Origin of the sequence: Rummeliibacillus pycnus, assembly GCF_002884495.1 — a bacterium.
Lineage (GTDB): Bacteria > Bacillota > Bacilli > Bacillales_A > Planococcaceae > Rummeliibacillus > Rummeliibacillus pycnus.
Map to the genome: position 1 here is coordinate 772,953 of NZ_KZ614145.1, position 16,753 is coordinate 789,705.

Consider the following 16,753-nt stretch of genomic DNA (forward strand, 5'->3'; position numbering starts at 1 on the left):
TTTTAGTGTTTTAATTAGTACTTAAAAACTGATAAATCCGTGCCACAAGTGTAAAGCGAGGAAATTATTTTGTCTATTAGGACAATTTTATGGTATAACAGTAGGAAAACATCAAAGAAAGTGGTGTCAGCATATGAAAAATGACTTGTTAAGAAAAAAAGAAAGTATTTTAAGTTCTCAGAATAAAAGAAAAGCAGATTTTATTTTGCGTAACGCACAAGTTGCTGATGTGTTTAATCTCGAATGGCGAAAGGCAGATCTAGTGGTAACAAATGGCATGATTGTAGCAATCGATTCAGAAGGGATTTTCGAGGCTGAAAACGAAGAAGACGCACAAGGTCGATATGTTATCCCTGGACTTATCGATGGGCATATTCATATAGAATCTTCCATGCTGCCTCCATCTGAATTTAGTAAAATATTATTACCTCATGGTATAACAACTGTGATTACAGATCCACATGAGATAGCAAATGTAGCTGGGACAGAAGGTATTCGATATATGCTAAATGATGCAAAGAATGCAAACATGGATATTCATGTGATGTTGCCATCAAGTGTCCCTGCTACATCATTCGAGAATGCTGGTGCCACACTGAGAGCAAAAGATTTAGCGCCATTTTTAACCCAATTAGATGTATTGGGGTTGGCTGAAGTTATGGATTTTCCTGCTGTTTTAAACGGTGATGAGGATATGTTGCTGAAGATTGCTCAAACCGAAGCGAATCATCTCGTCATTGATGGACATGGTGCGGGATTAAATGCAAAACAAATTCGTGGATACAGAGTTGCAGGTATTCAAACAGATCACGAATGCGTTACAGCAGACGAGGCAAGAATTCGGATACAGCAGGGGATGTATGTTCTCATTCGTGAGGGATCAGCTGCTAAAAATCTACGTGCTGTATTGCCAGCCGTTAATTCGGCCAATGCAAGACGATTTTTGTTTTGCACAGATGACAAACATTTAGATGAATTAATCGAAGAGGGAAGTATTAATCATGCAATTACCTTAGCTATAGAAGAAGGAATGGAGCCACTTCAAGCTATTCAACTAGCGACTCTTAATGCTGCAGAGTGTTATCATTTAAAGAAAAAAGGGGTACTAGCAGAAGGTTTTATAGCAGATTTGATCGTGCTGGATGATTTAACAACTTGTAAACCACGGGATGTATGGAAGAATGGAAAAAAAGTCGTAGAGAACGGACAATTGCTTTCGAAGATATTAAAACACGAGCCTGTACCTTCAGCTATTTTACAATCGGTTCATATACCAAAGCTATCATCGCAAGATCTTAGTATTCTATTTAAAAATAGTCATCTAGCTAATATTATCGAAATTGAACCGAATCAATTGATTACACATAAAAAAGTTGCAAAAGTTAAAGTAGAAAATAATGAGTTTATACCTTGTGTTGAAAATGATTATTTAAAATTAGCGGTAATTGAACGACATCACCATTTGGGCAATATAGGACTGGGAATTGTACATGGCTTTGGCTTACAAAAAGGAGCTGTTGCAACAACAGTGGCTCATGATTCTCATAATGCACTTGTTTGTGGAACCAACGATGAGGATATGCTTCTTGCACTTGATACTTTACAAAAGATGCAAGGTGGCTATGTAGTCGTTGCAGATGGGGAAGTGCTAAGTGCATTACCTCTTACGATTGCTGGACTAATGTCAAATGTAAAAGCGGAAGAAGCAGAAAAGCAATTACACGATTTACATAAAGCTTTGTTACAGCTAAACCCAGATTTAAATTTCCATTTGTTTTTAACATTATCTTTCATTGCCTTACCTGTGATTCCAGACATTAAACTCACTGATACGGGATTATTTGATGTAACAAATTTTCAACATATTCCAGTGGAAGTAGATAGAAATGAAGCGATTAAAAATTAGAAAAAAGCAGATTCCTAGGTAACATGGAATCTGCTTTTTTGTTAGATTATGTTCTTAAATGATTGAACATATTCACTAAGAATAGGACTACTGAGAGAGCAATCGAAATGGCACCAATATAGATCCAAGTTCCACTAGAAGCAGCACTGATAAACAGTATACCTACTAGGAAAACGAATAATCCAATATTGTATAACCAGAATTGTGCTTTTGCTAAATCTGATTCTCCCAAACTTTTATAAAAAGTGTACAGTACCCCCATTACAGCATTAGCCAACCATCCAAAGATGAGAATATGACCATATGCTACCCATTCATAGTTACCTGTGGCATACATATAAATACCCAGTGCAACTCCTATAGCTAGATAAATGGCAGATACTTTGAGCCAATTAGTTGACATCCTAATCACCTCCCTTTTCTTGCTCGCTGTAAAATATGCTTGTTTACAAGAAAGGTGTAGTATAAAGGCACAAATACAAACAATAAATAATAGCAAAGGATTATTTGATAAAGTTTAGTAAACATCAAAAAGGTACAATTCGGTTTTCGGATTGTCCCTTTTTAATTATGCTTAAAGAGTTTAACAATAGAAGTCAACAACATTAGAATAATAGAAAATACATTAACATAATTTACAAAAAATGTTGATTTTTAAATTTGTAATGTTGTATATTTGTAATACAAGTTAAAGAAAGTGTTTACATTGGTGGTGGATTATTTATGCAGATAGAACGTAAAAAAGTTGCAGATCAAGTTCTCGAAGCGTTAATCGAGATGATTAAAACTGGCGTGTTTTTACCAAATACCGTGTTACCTACAGAAAACGAGTTAGCAAAAATGTTTGGAGTCAGCCGTCCTCCAATTCGGGAGGCTCTAAAAGTATTGGAAGTTTCAGGTGTAATCGAGAGCAGACAAGGTGGCCGAAGCTGGATCAAGAAAGTCAATCTATCTGATATGATGGACCCTATTAAATTTGAAATAGTCACAAGAAAGCAAGTTATAGAATTACTTGAATTTCGCAAAATCATTGAAACAAATGCAGCAGCACTAGCAGCTAAACGAAGAACAGAAAATGATATGAAAAATCTAGATGGAAAGCTTGCAGAGTTTAAACAAATAATGGATGATCAAAATGCTATTGGGTATAAGGAAGATTTTGAGTTTCATCATATCATCATGCAAGCATCCAAAAATTCATTTATCATTGAGACCATTAGTAATTTAGCTGATTTACATGTTCGTGCTTTAGAATACTCTCTATCGAAAAACTTAGGATGGGAGAAAAAGCGTAACGATGTATATCGAGAGCATGAAAGAATTGTGAAGGCGATAAAAGATCAAAATAGTGAAGCCGCTAAGGAAGCTATGAAAATCCATTTAGACAATGCCATGCAAAAGCTTCAAAACTTAAAGTTGGAAGAATAAGCGTATAGGGAAATAGTTAATAAGGGGGCGGTTTTGATAGAACAGCTAGAACTAAACCTAAAACAAATAATAACCGATCATTCACGCATCTTAACAGACGCTGCAGATTTATGTAGTTATGCATATGATGCCTCGTTTGGAGAGTATATGCCAGATATTGTTGTTCAGCCACTTACTACGAAAGAAGTTTCGGATACCATGAAATTTGCCAATATTCATAAAATTCCTGTTTATCCAAGAGGTCAGGGAACAAGTTTAAGTGGAGGACCATTACCGGTTCAAGGTGGTATTGTCTTAGATTTATCTCAGTGGAATTCAAAATTAGAAATTGATGCAGAGAATATGTTAGCGATTGTTTCTCCAGGGGTTACAGCTATGGCGATCAATGAAGCTGCCTTAAAATTCAACTTAATCTATCCACCTGATCCTAGTAGTATGAACATTGCAACAATTGGTGGGAATCTTGCAGAGAATTCAGGAGGACCAAGGGGATTGAAATATGGCGTAACCAAAGATTATGTTATAGGTTTAGAAGTGGTTACGCCTGAAGGGGAGACTATTCGCACAGGAGGCCGAACCGTAAAAAACGTTACGGGCTATGACTTGACAAAACTCATTGTTGGCTCTGAAGGGACTCTTGGGATTGTGACAGAAGCTATTCTAAAATTGTATCCGAAGCCACAAGCAACTGAGACTTTAATGGCTTTGTTCGATAATATGGTTGATTCGGGAAGAGCCATTTCAAAAATATTAAGTTCAGGAATTCTGCCTGCGAAGATGGAAATAATGGACCAAGCATCCATTGTTGCGGTTGAGGCCTACCAGCCATCTGGATTACCACAGGATGTAGATGCTTTAATCTTAATCGAGTTAGATGGACATCCAGCAGCTATCCGAGAAGAGATTGAGAGAGTAGAAAAAGTTTGCCTAGCACAAAATGCTCGAGAAGTCAGCGTTGCCAAAACGAACGAAGAGGCCAAAAATTTATGGAAAGCTAGAAAACTTGTCTCACCGGCGATTGTACGAAAAAAGCCGACAAAAATTTCAGAGGATGCGACTGTTCCTCGTAGTCAAATTCCAGAAATGTTCAAACGTTTACAAGAAATTAAAGAAAAGTATCAAGTCGATCTTGTCGTATTTGGTCATGCAGGTGATGGCAATTTACATCCGAATATTATTGCAGATAAAAGAGATCGAGAAGAAATGAAAAGAGTGGAAGCAGCGGTAGAGGAAATATTTAAAGCAGCGATTGAACTGGGTGGAACCTTGTCAGGGGAACATGGAATCGGCACATTGAAGGCACCATTTATGGAAATGGAATTAGGTGAAATGGGCATTGACATGATGAAACGTATAAAGAAAGCGTGGGATCCCAATGATGTATTAAATCCAGGGAAAATTTTCCCGACACCTGGGCAAAGGTTTGAACTTCTGGATGGTTAAACATCTATTAGCCTATAACGAAACACTTAGTTGCGTTCAATGTGGTTACTGCCTACCGTCATGTCCCACATACGTTACATTCAAAAAAGAAACGCACTCACCCCGTGGAAGAATCAACCTTGTAAAAATGGCTGCTGAAGGAAAAATAAATTATCAGGATATGGAAGACTCTATTGATCTATGCTTAGGGTGTCGAGCATGTGAAACGGCTTGCCCCATAGGTGTTGAATATGGAACAATCTTAGAATCTGCAGTTACGGCAATTGCTGAGCAACGTCAAAAAGAACTGTCTATTCGGAATCGAATCATTAAGTCTATGCTATTAAACCGTGTTGTACCAAATAATAGAATACTAAATGCTATGGGTGCAGGTTTAGCCATCTATCAAAAAACTGGTCTTCAAAAAATTGCCCGTAAAAGTGGGATATTAAAAATATTACCTGAAAATTTAGACGCATTTGAAGGGATTTTACCAGTTGTTCAGGGACCACTACGAAAAAGAAAACACCAGAAATTTGATAGTTCAAAAGGAAAGCCTCTATATAAAGTAGGGTTTTTTAAAGGTTGTATCATGGATACTATGTTTTCTTCTATCAATATGTTAAGTATTAAACTACTCCAAGCAATTGGTTGTGAGGTTACAGTAATTTCGGAACAACAATGCTGTGGAGCATTACATCAACATAGTGGTGAAATTGCGACAACCATTACACTAGCCAAAAAAAATATTGAAGCATTTGAAGAATATCATTTTGATTTTATCGTCAACAGCATTGGCGGTTGTGGAGCAATGCTGATTGAATATGAAAAAGTATTTGCAGATGATCCCGAATGGGTAGAAAGAGCAAAACAATTTTCAAAACATGTGGTAGATATAAGTGTCATTTTGTCTAAACAGCATTTGCCTTTTACAAAAGAAATTCAATCACCTGTCACTTATCAGCCATCTTGTCATATGACAAATGTACAAAAGAACATAAAAGCACCATTAGCGTTGTTAAAGCAAATTCCCGGTATACAATACCTAGAATTACCGGAGAAAGATATGTGCTGTGGCTCAGCTGGTATCTATAATATTGTAAAATACGAAGAATCCATGAAAATATTAAATAATAAGATGAAACATGTGAAAGAAATTAATCCAGAACCAACAATAATCGTTACAACAAATCCTGGATGTCATTTACAAATGAAACTAGGAGTTGAACGAGAAGGATTAACAAACAAAATTCGTACTGTACATTTAGTCGAATTACTAGCAGAAGCCTGTGAGATTAGTATTTAAACACTGTTAGTAGAAGTACCTTCCCTCACTAAGGGGGAAGAGTTTCTATTTTTTAGCGATAGTTACATCTTACGAGAACAACGTCAAATAAAACAACAAATTTGGGATGGTGAATCATTATGCAGGAATTTGTCATTGTTGGTGGAGGGATTGTTGGACTTTCTGTAGGACTTGCGTTGATCGAGAAGTACCCTGATAGAAAAGTAATCATACTGGAAAAAGAACCAGAAGTATCTATGCATCAAACAGGTAATAACAGTGGTGTCATTCATTCAGGTATCTATTATAAACCTGGAAGTTATAAAGCACGTTTTGCGAAACAAGGAACTCAATCTATGGTTGCTTTTTGTGAAGAACATAAGATTGAATATGATATTTGTGGAAAAGTAATCGTTGCGACAGAAAGTAAAGAATTGCCGCTTTTACATAATTTATATGAACGAGGATTACAAAATGAGCTCTACATTTGTAAACTATCTGCTGATGAGCTAAAAGAAATCGAACCACATGTTGCAGGAATTGCAGGCATTCATGTAAAGAGTGCAGGGATTGTTAATTATAAACAGGTATCCGATAAAATACGTGAGTTAATAGAAGCTAAAGGTGGTGAAATCCACTGTGGAGAGGCCGTTCATCATATCGTAGAGCAACAGGATCGTGTCATAATTGAAACAAATCGAACCACCTATGAAACAAAATACTTTTTTAATTGCGCAGGATTGCAAAGTGATCGTATTGCAAAAATGGCTGGATATATGACGGATGTTAAAATCATCCCATTTAGAGGTGAATACTACACGATCAAAGAGGAAAAACGAAACCTTGTAAACAACCTAATCTATCCGGTACCCGATCCTAACTTTCCATTTTTAGGTGTACACTTTACAAGGATGATTGGTGGCGAAGTAGAAGCTGGCCCGAATGCCGTATTAAGTTTTAAACGAGAAGGGTATAAGAAAACGGATATAAACTTCTTTGATCTAGCTGAGGTATTAACTTATAAAGGATTTTGGAAGTTAGCTAGCGGATTTATGAAAGAGGGGGTAAATGAGATGGCCCGCTCCTATAGCAAACATTTATTTGTAAAAAGTTTGCAAAAATTAATACCTGAAATTCAAGGGGAAGATTTGAAAACGGGGGGAGCAGGGGTACGGGCACAAGCTCTTAGAAATGATGGGAAGCTAATTGATGATTTCTATATTATTTCCGGTCAACGTTGTACCCATGTTTTAAATGCACCTTCACCAGCAGCAACCGCTTCTTTAGAAATTGGAAAAGAAATCGTACGAAGATTTGAAGTGAAAAATAAACAGGCACAAAGTCTAATTACAATCTAAAACTATGAGTGACTGGAGAAAAAATTTTTCATAGTTACTTTTTGTACCAATAAAAGCTGAACTCAGGATTTTTAACGAGTTCAGCTTATATAATTGCAAAATCCTAATTTAATATAATCATTAACTCACGAAATTCATCATATAGGACATTTATCTATTTGGGCTAGAGAACTTGGTAAGAAGCCTATACCATTTGATTTGCTGTTAAAGAATTATTTTTAAAGTAAAAAATAAACGAGCAAAGGGGCTGTCCAGAAAATAAAATTCACTATCAACAAAGTCCTATTATTCTGTTATGTAGATTTCCGTTTCAGCGGACGCTTTCCGCGGGCACGGCCTCAGCCTTCTCCATCGCTACGCTCAGTCCGGGTGCTTCGGCTCATGCTATTCCCGCAGGAGACGCCGCCTTCCACTCAAATAAAAAATATGCAGAATTTTATTTTTTCTATAGTCATTCTTGAGCAAAAATCATTTTTAGACAGCCCCATATTAATATCTGATAATATTTTTAATCATACTTAACAGAATGAATTTCATAAATCAGTATTCTGTTAATAAATACGAACAATTCAGACCAACAAAGCATCTAATATTCAAAGTTGACAATTCCGCTCCAGACGGCGCTTTCCACGGGCTTGACTTCAATCTCCTCGTCACTTCGTTCCTGCGGGGCTTTCAGTTCAAGCTATTCCCGTAGGAGTCGCCGTCTTCCACTCCATATTGAACAAAAGTATAAACATTAAATGTTCGGAATTTTAATATTAATTTTGCATTATGAAATCGACTCAACATCATAAAAATGAAAAATTCTATTTTTTATTTAATATTTTTGAATACATTCACAATGAATAATACAACTGAAAGTGCTACTGCAATCCCACCGCCAGAAACACAAATCTCCATCATATATCGTGGTACATCTAAATGGATGAAGATCATTCCAAGAAGTAAGAAAGGTAAACCAATATGATATAACCAGAACTGTGCTTTAGCTAAAGACGTTTCTCCAGCTTGTTTATAATAAGAATAGATTAATCCAATCACACCACTCGTTACCCACCCCATCAAATTAATATGAGCATGAACTGCAGCCCATTTTAACTCGATTGTGTAATGCATAAAAAGGCCATAAGCGATTCCCAACGCAAAATAAACTACCGCAATTTTAATCCATTTTGCCCCCATATGAATCAGCTCCCCTTTATTTGATTGCTAATAACATATGCATGGCATTTTGTCAAAATTACTCAGATATTAATGGAAAAGTCGAAAAATTTCACTTTGTGTAAATCAGGTGCGACGATTATTAAAAGAATTCCTTTTTACTAGATCTACTAACTTTTGAAATTACTTTTGAATTTTCGTACAATACAGAAAGTTACAAATAATCTATTGGTAGGTTTAATGGAGGAATATGATGGATAAATCTTATAAAATAGCTTTAATTGGAGGGACAGGAAAGGTAGGGAGACATATCGTAAGTACAGCGATAAAAAAAGGATTTCAAGTTCGGATGCTCGTTAGAAATCCAGAAACACTTATGTATAGAGATGATTATCTTGAGATCGTTGAGGGGCAAATTCAAGATGTTAGTACAATTCGTAAGCTACTTAAAGATTGCAACATTGTGATTAATACATTCGGTCAAGCACCAAAAGAAGCACCTATTTATAGTAGCGTAACTAAAAATATACTTGATATAATGATAGATTTAAAAATTAGTCGTTACATTGGTGTTTCGGGTGGTTCACTAACCATTAACAGTGATAAAAAGCGTTTTAGAAATCAATTGGGCTCAAAATTATTTGAAATTTTCTTTGCCAAAATGATGGCTGATAAAAAATTAGAATGGAAGGTATTGAACAGTACGAAACAGATTGAATGGACATTAATTAGACTACCGTTTGTGAAAGATAGTTTAAAAACAAACCTTATTAAGGAAAACCTTACTGATATGCCTGGAACAAAAATAAGTAACAAAGATATTGCTCGATTTATCATTGATCATCTAGATAATCCCAAGTATGTTCATAAAGCACCATTTATTGCGCATTAAACGATTAAACGATCGTTATAGGGAGGAAATACATTGAATATTGAATTAACGAGATTTCGTGTAAAAGAAGGAAAGTCTGAAAAGGTTACGGAATGGCTAGATTTTTTAAATAAGAATATGGAAGATGTTCTTGTTACACTTGAAGGTGAAAAAATGTACATTGAAACCATCTTTCGAGAAGTATTAGATGGGCGAGAATATCTCTATTGGTATTCTGTACAAGGAATTGGTGGCGTACAAGTAGAAGAGTCGAAACACTGGATTGACAAAAAGCATCTTGAATATTGGGATGAGTGTATTGACTCGAGCTATAAACCCATAGATTTAAGCACAGAGGTAGTAATGATTCCTAAAAAGATTATTCATGTAATGAACTGAACTAGAAAGAGATTTTTGTTACGCACCACTAAAAAACTCCTATCTTGGAAAGACCCAAAGATAGGAGTACGGTGAACAAACTATTTAGTAATTTCTTATTTCAACAAAAGTATCATTTTGTTGTGGGATAAATGGTGTATTGTTGCGCAATACAAGATGCCCATCCTGCATTTCGTATATTTTATCACAGTAGTGAAGAACAGATTCATCATGAGTTACCATCACTGCTGCTTTGTTTTTGTCATGAACTTCTTTGGCAATCAGTTCAACAATTTCGCTACTTCTAGAAGAATCGAGGGCAGCGGTTGGTTCATCAGCTAAAATAAGATCAGGTTCGTTCATAAAAGCCCGTGCAATGGCAACACGTTGTTTTTCACCACCAGATAAGTGCTGTACGAATTGATTTGCACGTTTGGATAATCCAACAGATTCTAATAATTCATCTGCACGTTTTTTGGCTTCATCATTCCAATTGCCTGCGAGTTCCGTTACGAGTTTTAATTGATCTTTTACCTTTAAGTAAGGTACCAAGTTGGAAGCTTGGAAAATGTATCCGATTGAGCGTAAACGAACATCTGCCTTTTGCTTTTCATTATAGTTCGCGATATTTTCACCATTAATCAATACTTCTCCGCCGTCTGGACTTTGCAAAGCTCCAGCAATTGATAATACTGTACTTTTACCAGACCCAGATGGCCCAACAACCGCTACGAATTCACCACTTTCTACAGTGAAATCTACATTGTGTAAAATTTCAATCGTTTTATCACCATCTTTGAAATGTTTTGTAATTGCTTTTAGTTGTAAAGGTATGTTTGTCATTATTCAACTCTCCCCATTGCTTGTAGTGGATCGGCTTTCACAATACTTGTGCTTGAGAATAGGGCACCAAGTAAGGAAACGGCTAATAATATGACACTGAATTTAAAGATCAACGCAAAATCAAAAACAAATGGAATTCCTTTTGGCATGATGTTTTGCAAAATATAAGCAAATCCAATTGCCAGACCAATACTAATGATTGATAATACTAGTACTTGGAGCATTGTAGAGCCGATTAAAAAGCCATTTTTTGCACCAATTGCTTTCAAAATACCAAACTGATTTACTTTTTGAATGGTCATAATGTAGAAGAATGCAGCCAGTACAAACACTGCAATGACGATTAAGAATGCAAGCATCATAAATAATGAGCTTTGTTCCGCATCGTATCCAGGAATTTTTTTCACTAAATCATCCTTTGCAATCCATTTACCGTTCGTTACATGGTTTTCAACATCTACTTTTGTTTTGCTTGAGGAATTTTGCATTGCAATCGCATTATATGATGCACGGTCTTTTCCACCGAAAAATGCATTCCATGTTTTGTTATTCATAAAGACAACAGGTGTATGACTGTATGTTTGGTCTTCTGTAAAACCAACTACAGTAAATGTCGTTTTTGTATTTTCTTCATATAATTTGTCCCCAATTTCAACACCTTGTTTTTGAAGTGTTTGATCGGCTACAAGTGTATTTTTTGTAGTTGTATTAATGTTTTTTCCTTCTGTGACATTCGGCATAATAAATTTCTCCGGATTTAGCCCAACTAATGTAACATCTACTTTTTTCTTTGTGTCTGTATTTTTAAGTGACATCATTTGTAAGCCAAAAGCCTGTGCATGATCATTATCAATTTTTGCAACATCATTTGCTGAAAAATGCGAACGATCCAAACGATTTTCCGAATCCTTTGCCAAATAGAAGGTAGTCGCATTCATATTTTTCATAGCTGAGGCATTATCATTCGCTAAGCCATTTGCTAGTCCACTAATGATAAAGACAAGTGCCGCTATAAAAAATAAGATAAAACCTATTAAAATATAACGTAGTTTAAAAAATTTAATTTCTTTCAATGATAATGAAAACATCTTTCATCATCCTCCTGCTTTGTTGATACCATAACTATACAAAGAAATTATGAATGGAATATGAATGAAAAATGTAAAAAAAATCCAATAACTAAAATTAGCTACTGGATTTTGAATATTGTTTCGGTAAGGTAATCGTAAAAGTTGTTCCTTCGTTGAGTGTACTATCAACGGAAATCCTACCTTGGTGCATTAAAATGATGGACTTTACAATGGAAAGACCAAGTCCCGTACCATGAGTTGACTGAGTACGAGAAGTATCAGCCCGATAAAAACGATCAAAAATTCGTTGTTGCTGTTCTTTTGACATGCCAATGCCCGTATCACTAAAGGAGATTAGGACATCGTGATCATGTTCCTCTAGCGAAATATCGATGCGGCCTCCATCATGATTGTATTTCATCGCATTTGTCAGCAAATTATCAAATACATTGTTCAACAAAAGGGGATCCCCTTCAATGAATAACTCAGGCAAGTTATAACTTAACATAATCCCTTTTTCACCAATTGCCCATTGATATTGGCGAACTAATTCTTTGATTAAAAGCGAAAGATTCACTTTTTCAGGATGTACTAAATTATTTGTTTGATCCAATGAGGTTAATAATAATAGTTGCTTCGTTAAAGAGGATAACCGATTGATTTCTCCGTTAATTACATCAATGTACTGTTTTTTTTGTGAAGAACTTAAATCGTCTTTTTCCAATAATTTTGTGTATCCTTTTATATTTGATAAAGGTGACTGAATATCATGTGAGACATTTGAGATAAATTCTTTCCGAATGTCTTCAGTTTGTTCAAGCTGCTGTGCCATAGATGAAAAACTATTGGCAAGCTTACCGATTTCGTCTTTTCGATTGATATCAAGCTGTACTTGAAAGTTACCAGCTGCCAGATCATGCGTTGCATTTGTTAAATGCGTAATTGGTTTCACTAAAAATTTAGTACTAATTAAGATAAATCCAATGATAAATGCAAAAGTTAAGGCGAAAAGAATGCCAAAAAGTATATGCATCTCGTTAAACAAAAGTTTAATATCTGGACGTAAAAAAAGTGCATATTCGTGTCCATTATGTCTAAGAGGAACACCAATTGTATTTCGTAATTCGTTGGCAAAAAAGCCTGTAACAAAAGTTTCTTGTGGGAAATGCAAGATCCCATGGTAGACATGTCCTTGTAATACATGTGAAATAGAGTTTTTTGATAAATCTTTTACTCGATAATCTGCTCCAAAGTATTGCCCTTTACCTGAATCATCGACCAAATAGAGTTGATATCCAACAGAAGCAATATTGTTTAAATACTCTTTCAGGTTAACATTCGGATGGGAATCAGTGAACTTTGCAATATCAAGAGCAATTTTCGTATTTTTTTCATCGTTGTATGGCTTAAGCTTTTGTTGATAATACTCATTTGAAATCATAAAAGAAATCACACCACTGATAAACATAATGGCGATTGAGATGATCACAAATTTCGAATAAAGAGATTTCATTAATATTCCTCCAACATATAGCCGACACCGCGTATTGTTTTGATATGTACATGTTCGGCAATGTCTTTAAAATGTTCACGTAAACGTTTGATATGTACATCAACCGTACGATCATCTCCTATAAAATCCATTCCCCATACTTGTTCAATCAGTTGTTCTCTGCTAAACGTTTGATTTTGATGTGCCATTAAAAAGCATAATAACTCAAACTCCTTTGGTGGAAGGAATAGGGAACGATCTTCAACTTGTACCTCATAACGATCCTTCTGAATAACGATGTTACCAGCTTTTAATAGATTATCGTCTTCTGCAATATTGTAGCGGCGGAGTAAAGCTTTCACTCTGAATAGTAGCTCCTCCGGTTCAAAAGGTTTGACCAAATAATCATCTGTACCTGCCTCGTAACCTTGTTTCTTATCAGATATTTGACTTTTTGCCGTTAATAAAATGATGGGAATATCATAGATTTTACGAATTTCCTTTGTTAGAGAAAACCCATCCATAAATGGCATCATGACATCCACAATGGCTAAATCACAGGATTGCTGTTTAAGTATCTGTAAAGCCATCGTGCCATCTTTTGCTTGTTTAACCGTATATCCCTCCTCACGTAAATGAGTCGCCACTAATTCTAAAATATTCAAATCATCGTCTACGATTAAGATAGTCGTCATTTTTCTTGCTCCTTTAAAGTACTTCTGTTACACAATGATAGCGATAATACTTCAAAAAAAGAAGTGTTTTATTTTAAAGTATGATTTAAGTCTGATGAACAAAGTCTTTGACCAACTCTAATATTTGAGTTACTAATTTATGTGAACAAATGTATGAACAATATTGGTTAGCAAGTGATTTACTACAAAATAGCTTTTGAAATGGGAAATGATTTATTTAGAAGCTCCGTTCGAATAGAAAATCACCTAATCTAATAAAATATTAGAAGTAGGTGATTTTAATTGACAATTTTTTATAAAACTATTATGTTATTAGAATGAAAATCCATTAATTCTCGTCAGCTTTTTTGTAAGATTTCCATCCAATTCCTTGAGAAATACATCCCATACTTACGATTAATAAAAGTATATAAAGTGTATTGTGTAACCATTTTGGCATTAGAAAATCTCCTTAAAATCAATTAATCTTTGTTTTTTTTAATAATCTAACTATATTTGTACAATTAGATTTCAATCTATCAAATCTTTTGTGCGATTCTAATAATATCAGAGAGTCTATTAGAAATGCAAATTTTATAAATATCCCCAAACCATACATAATATTGTGCCGAAGACCGTAACGAGAGCAATAATTAAAGCATAATAAATATTGGTGAAAATTGCTCCTTTATCTTTGGTTTCACTTGCATGCATAAATACAACCAATTGAAGACCTGCCTGAATAAATGCTGTTACAAGTAAAATTGTCATTACAACTGGAAAGGAAACATGAAGAAAATAAACACTAACAGCGATCAAAGTTAGGATTATTGAAAGTGCAAACCCTACTACTTGTTTACGAGGAAATGCATTTTCCATTTTAGACCATTCATTCCAAGTAAATGAAAATGAAAATAAAGATCCAAACCACATCCAAAAAGTGCTATTAAAGAAGGGGAATAGATATTCATATTTTTCAACTAGAAAAGCATTATGAAATTGATTCAAATAACAGAAAATTAAATAAATAATATTTACACCTATAAATTAATCAGTTATACTGATAATCAGATAAACTGATTAATTATTAGGAGGTGATTAAATGAGTAAACTTTTTGAATCTTATGGATTCCTCACAGGAAAAATCGTTCAGTTAATAGAGGAAGATTTTATCGAAAAGTTAAAATCGTTTGATATTGATGCTAGACAGTATGGCATGTTAGTAAAAGTGTTCGAAAGTCCGAATATGTCTCAAATACAGATTGCAGAAGAGTTAAAAATAGATCGTACAACAATGGCTGAACGAGCAGAACAGTTGGAATCATTAAATTACATTACTCGAGTTAAAAATCCCCAAGATAAAAGAACATATTGTCTTAACATTACAAAACAGGGGATAGAGCTAGTAGAAAGTTATTGGAAACTATTAAAACAATCTGAAAGCAAAATTTTATCTCCATTAAGTGATGAAGAAAAAGAAATCTTTAAAAATTACTTGTTGAAAATTTATAATACGTGGAAGGGGAATACTAATGAGTAAAATGGAATATTTTAAAAATCGCATTGAATCAACATTCAGCCCCATGGACTACCTACAAGCCAAAAAAACAAATCCTGATAACTATATTCTGATTGATGTTAGAAATGGTACCCCAGAACTTAAAAAGGAAAAAATCAATGGTGCAATAGAAATCCCTCAATCTGAATTATTAAATCATTTATCAGAAATACCTAAAGATAAGGAGATAATTGTTTATTGTTGGGATGTTTGGTGTAACACAGCAGCAAAAGTTGCCATTGTACTTTTAGAACATGGATTTTCAGTAAAAGAATTAAGTGGAGGAATTGCATCTTGGAAGACAATGAACCTACCAACGACTTCTTTACTGGGTTTTAATGAATGTGGATGTTAAAGAGTAATTAAATTAATGCCGTCATTATCGTAACGAGTTCGATTTTGAAGTAGAAAAATTAAATTAACTAACAAAAAAATGTTGCCAATCTAATTTTAGAGGTAAATGATAATGCGACTAATACATTCATACAACACATTCAGAGAAGACTAACTATTTTGGAAAGACCTTTGACTACTGACCATGGTGATGGAAAAAGTTATATTATCTGTAAAAGCTGAAGAAATCTTCAGCTTTTTTCTATGTTAAGAATGCGTGCTCTAATTAAAGTAGAATTATTAAATTTTTAAGTGAATAAATTGTTTAGGGAAATAATGTTTAATGAACCTTTTTTTGATAAACACGATGAACCTCTGAAAAGCGATGCGAATCCTTTTATGATTTATATCATCTTTGATGGAATAATTTTTGTTGCAATAGCATTCATATCTTTTTCAATGTATAAATTATTCAAACAACAAAAACGTAAAGTAAATTCTTTCAGGAAAATCGTTAATGTATTGTTTTTGCTTGTATTTAATTTCTTACTACCACTTTTAATATTGTATGATGTTACTATAGTGGTACCATTATCAACAGTAACATTATTTGTTCCCGGTATTGGGCATGCTTTGTTTATCATCTCAATATTGCTAATCATTATTGGTGTAATTAAGATTGGTAAACTAATACGGAATAGGCTGATCGTAAATAAAAGCTTAAAAGAAAATAAGAGAGTAATTGACATTATTGAAACTAATCATAAGTTAAAGGATAAATTCACTAGTTGAAAAGTAAGAAGAAAATTATTCTTGTAACTATAAAGGGCGTTAATCCAAAGAAGGATTACCGCTTTTTTTATTTTCGAAGTATTCTTGATTATGATTTAGTTGTAGACCAATTTTGTATTTCAATTAAAACATGTTCTGTTCTATTTTTTCATAACATGAAATATGTGTTGTCCTTAGAG

General features: G+C 34.3%; 18 protein-coding genes. 10 read left to right on the forward strand and 8 right to left on the reverse strand.

Annotation, left to right across the window (positions count from 1 at the left end; translation table 11 throughout):
• The first annotated feature begins 133 nt into the window (after positions 1-133).
• Positions 134-1,906, forward strand: a complete 1,773-nt coding sequence (gene ade / locus CEF14_RS03945) for an adenine deaminase (RefSeq protein ID WP_102691648.1) — start codon at positions 134-136, stop codon at positions 1,904-1,906.
• A gap of 46 nt (positions 1,907-1,952) precedes the next feature.
• Here the strand turns inward: ade and CEF14_RS03950 are convergent, their stop codons facing one another.
• The gene (locus CEF14_RS03950; protein WP_102691649.1) at positions 1,953-2,309 is read right to left on the reverse strand and encodes a hypothetical protein; all 357 of its coding nucleotides are present in this window, start codon (positions 2,307-2,309) and stop codon (positions 1,953-1,955) included.
• Positions 2,310-2,629: 320 nt separating this feature from the next.
• Here CEF14_RS03950 and CEF14_RS03955 point away from each other — a divergent pair, with 320 nt between their 5' ends.
• The 5 genes from CEF14_RS03955 to CEF14_RS03975 all read left to right on the forward strand — a co-directional run bounded on the left by CEF14_RS03955 (position 2,630) and on the right by CEF14_RS03975 (position 7,621).
• Positions 2,630-3,334, forward strand: a complete 705-nt coding sequence (locus tag CEF14_RS03955; RefSeq protein WP_102691650.1) for a FadR/GntR family transcriptional regulator — start codon at positions 2,630-2,632, stop codon at positions 3,332-3,334.
• A 36-nt stretch (positions 3,335-3,370) separates the two neighbouring features.
• The gene (locus CEF14_RS03960) at positions 3,371-4,777 is read left to right on the forward strand and encodes an FAD-binding oxidoreductase (protein ID WP_102694282.1); all 1,407 of its coding nucleotides are present in this window, start codon (positions 3,371-3,373) and stop codon (positions 4,775-4,777) included.
• Positions 4,770-6,062, forward strand: a complete 1,293-nt coding sequence (locus CEF14_RS03965) for a (Fe-S)-binding protein (RefSeq protein ID WP_102691651.1) — start codon at positions 4,770-4,772, stop codon at positions 6,060-6,062. The genes CEF14_RS03960 and CEF14_RS03965 overlap by 8 nt, the downstream gene beginning before the upstream one ends.
• A gap of 119 nt (positions 6,063-6,181) precedes the next feature.
• Positions 6,182-7,399, forward strand: a complete 1,218-nt coding sequence (gene lhgO, locus CEF14_RS03970; protein ID WP_102691652.1) for an L-2-hydroxyglutarate oxidase — start codon at positions 6,182-6,184, stop codon at positions 7,397-7,399.
• 132 nt (positions 7,400-7,531) lie between these two features.
• A complete protein-coding gene (locus CEF14_RS03975; RefSeq protein WP_102694283.1) occupies positions 7,532-7,621 on the forward strand; it encodes a hypothetical protein in 90 nt (29 codons plus the stop codon).
• 594 nt (positions 7,622-8,215) lie between these two features.
• On the opposite strand, the gene CEF14_RS03980 is transcribed toward CEF14_RS03975, so the two are convergent.
• Positions 8,216-8,584 (reverse strand): hypothetical protein, encoded by a 369-nt coding sequence (locus CEF14_RS03980; RefSeq protein WP_102691653.1) that lies wholly within the window; start codon positions 8,582-8,584, stop codon positions 8,216-8,218.
• 232 nt (positions 8,585-8,816) lie between these two features.
• On the opposite strand from CEF14_RS03980, the gene CEF14_RS03985 reads away from it, so the two are divergent.
• Complete coding sequence (locus CEF14_RS03985; RefSeq protein WP_102691654.1) at positions 8,817-9,455, forward strand: NAD(P)-dependent oxidoreductase; 639 nt, start codon at positions 8,817-8,819, stop codon at positions 9,453-9,455.
• 33 nt (positions 9,456-9,488) lie between these two features.
• Positions 9,489-9,833, forward strand: a complete 345-nt coding sequence (locus tag CEF14_RS03990) for a DUF6176 family protein (RefSeq protein WP_102691655.1) — start codon at positions 9,489-9,491, stop codon at positions 9,831-9,833.
• Between the two features lie 84 nt (positions 9,834-9,917).
• On the opposite strand, the gene CEF14_RS03995 is transcribed toward CEF14_RS03990, so the two are convergent.
• The 5 genes from CEF14_RS03995 to qoxD all read right to left on the reverse strand — a co-directional run bounded on the left by CEF14_RS03995 (position 9,918) and on the right by qoxD (position 14,770).
• Complete coding sequence (locus CEF14_RS03995) at positions 9,918-10,646, reverse strand: ABC transporter ATP-binding protein (RefSeq protein ID WP_245890230.1); 729 nt, start codon at positions 10,644-10,646, stop codon at positions 9,918-9,920.
• A gap of 8 nt (positions 10,647-10,654) precedes the next feature.
• Positions 10,655-11,743 carry an ABC transporter permease gene (locus CEF14_RS04000; protein ID WP_102691657.1) on the reverse strand — a complete coding sequence of 363 codons (1,089 nt, stop codon included), beginning with the start codon at positions 11,741-11,743 and terminating at the stop codon, positions 10,655-10,657.
• A 97-nt stretch (positions 11,744-11,840) separates the two neighbouring features.
• Positions 11,841-13,238 (reverse strand): sensor histidine kinase, encoded by a 1,398-nt coding sequence (locus CEF14_RS04005; protein WP_102691658.1) that lies wholly within the window; start codon positions 13,236-13,238, stop codon positions 11,841-11,843.
• On the reverse strand, positions 13,238-13,912 hold the full coding sequence (locus CEF14_RS04010) for a response regulator transcription factor (RefSeq protein WP_102691659.1): 675 nt from the start codon (positions 13,910-13,912) through the stop codon (positions 13,238-13,240). Before CEF14_RS04010 ends, CEF14_RS04005 begins: the two co-directional genes overlap by 1 nt.
• Positions 13,913-14,485: 573 nt before the next feature.
• Complete coding sequence (gene qoxD / locus CEF14_RS04015; RefSeq protein WP_102694284.1) at positions 14,486-14,770, reverse strand: cytochrome aa3 quinol oxidase subunit IV; 285 nt, start codon at positions 14,768-14,770, stop codon at positions 14,486-14,488.
• A gap of 223 nt (positions 14,771-14,993) precedes the next feature.
• On the opposite strand from qoxD, the gene CEF14_RS04020 reads away from it, so the two are divergent.
• Together CEF14_RS04020 and CEF14_RS04025 are read left to right on the forward strand one after the other, a co-directional pair.
• Positions 14,994-15,431: a MarR family winged helix-turn-helix transcriptional regulator gene (locus tag CEF14_RS04020; protein WP_102691660.1), complete on the forward strand. Its 438-nt coding sequence runs from the start codon at positions 14,994-14,996 to the stop codon at positions 15,429-15,431.
• Positions 15,424-15,804 (forward strand): rhodanese-like domain-containing protein, encoded by a 381-nt coding sequence (locus tag CEF14_RS04025; protein ID WP_102691661.1) that lies wholly within the window; start codon positions 15,424-15,426, stop codon positions 15,802-15,804. Before CEF14_RS04020 ends, CEF14_RS04025 begins: the two co-directional genes overlap by 8 nt.
• A gap of 382 nt (positions 15,805-16,186) precedes the next feature.
• On the opposite strand, the gene CEF14_RS18805 is transcribed toward CEF14_RS04025, so the two are convergent.
• Entirely contained in the window at positions 16,187-16,531 is a 345-nt protein-coding gene (locus CEF14_RS18805; protein WP_146013860.1) for a hypothetical protein, read from the reverse strand.
• Positions 16,532-16,753: the final 222 nt, after the last annotated feature.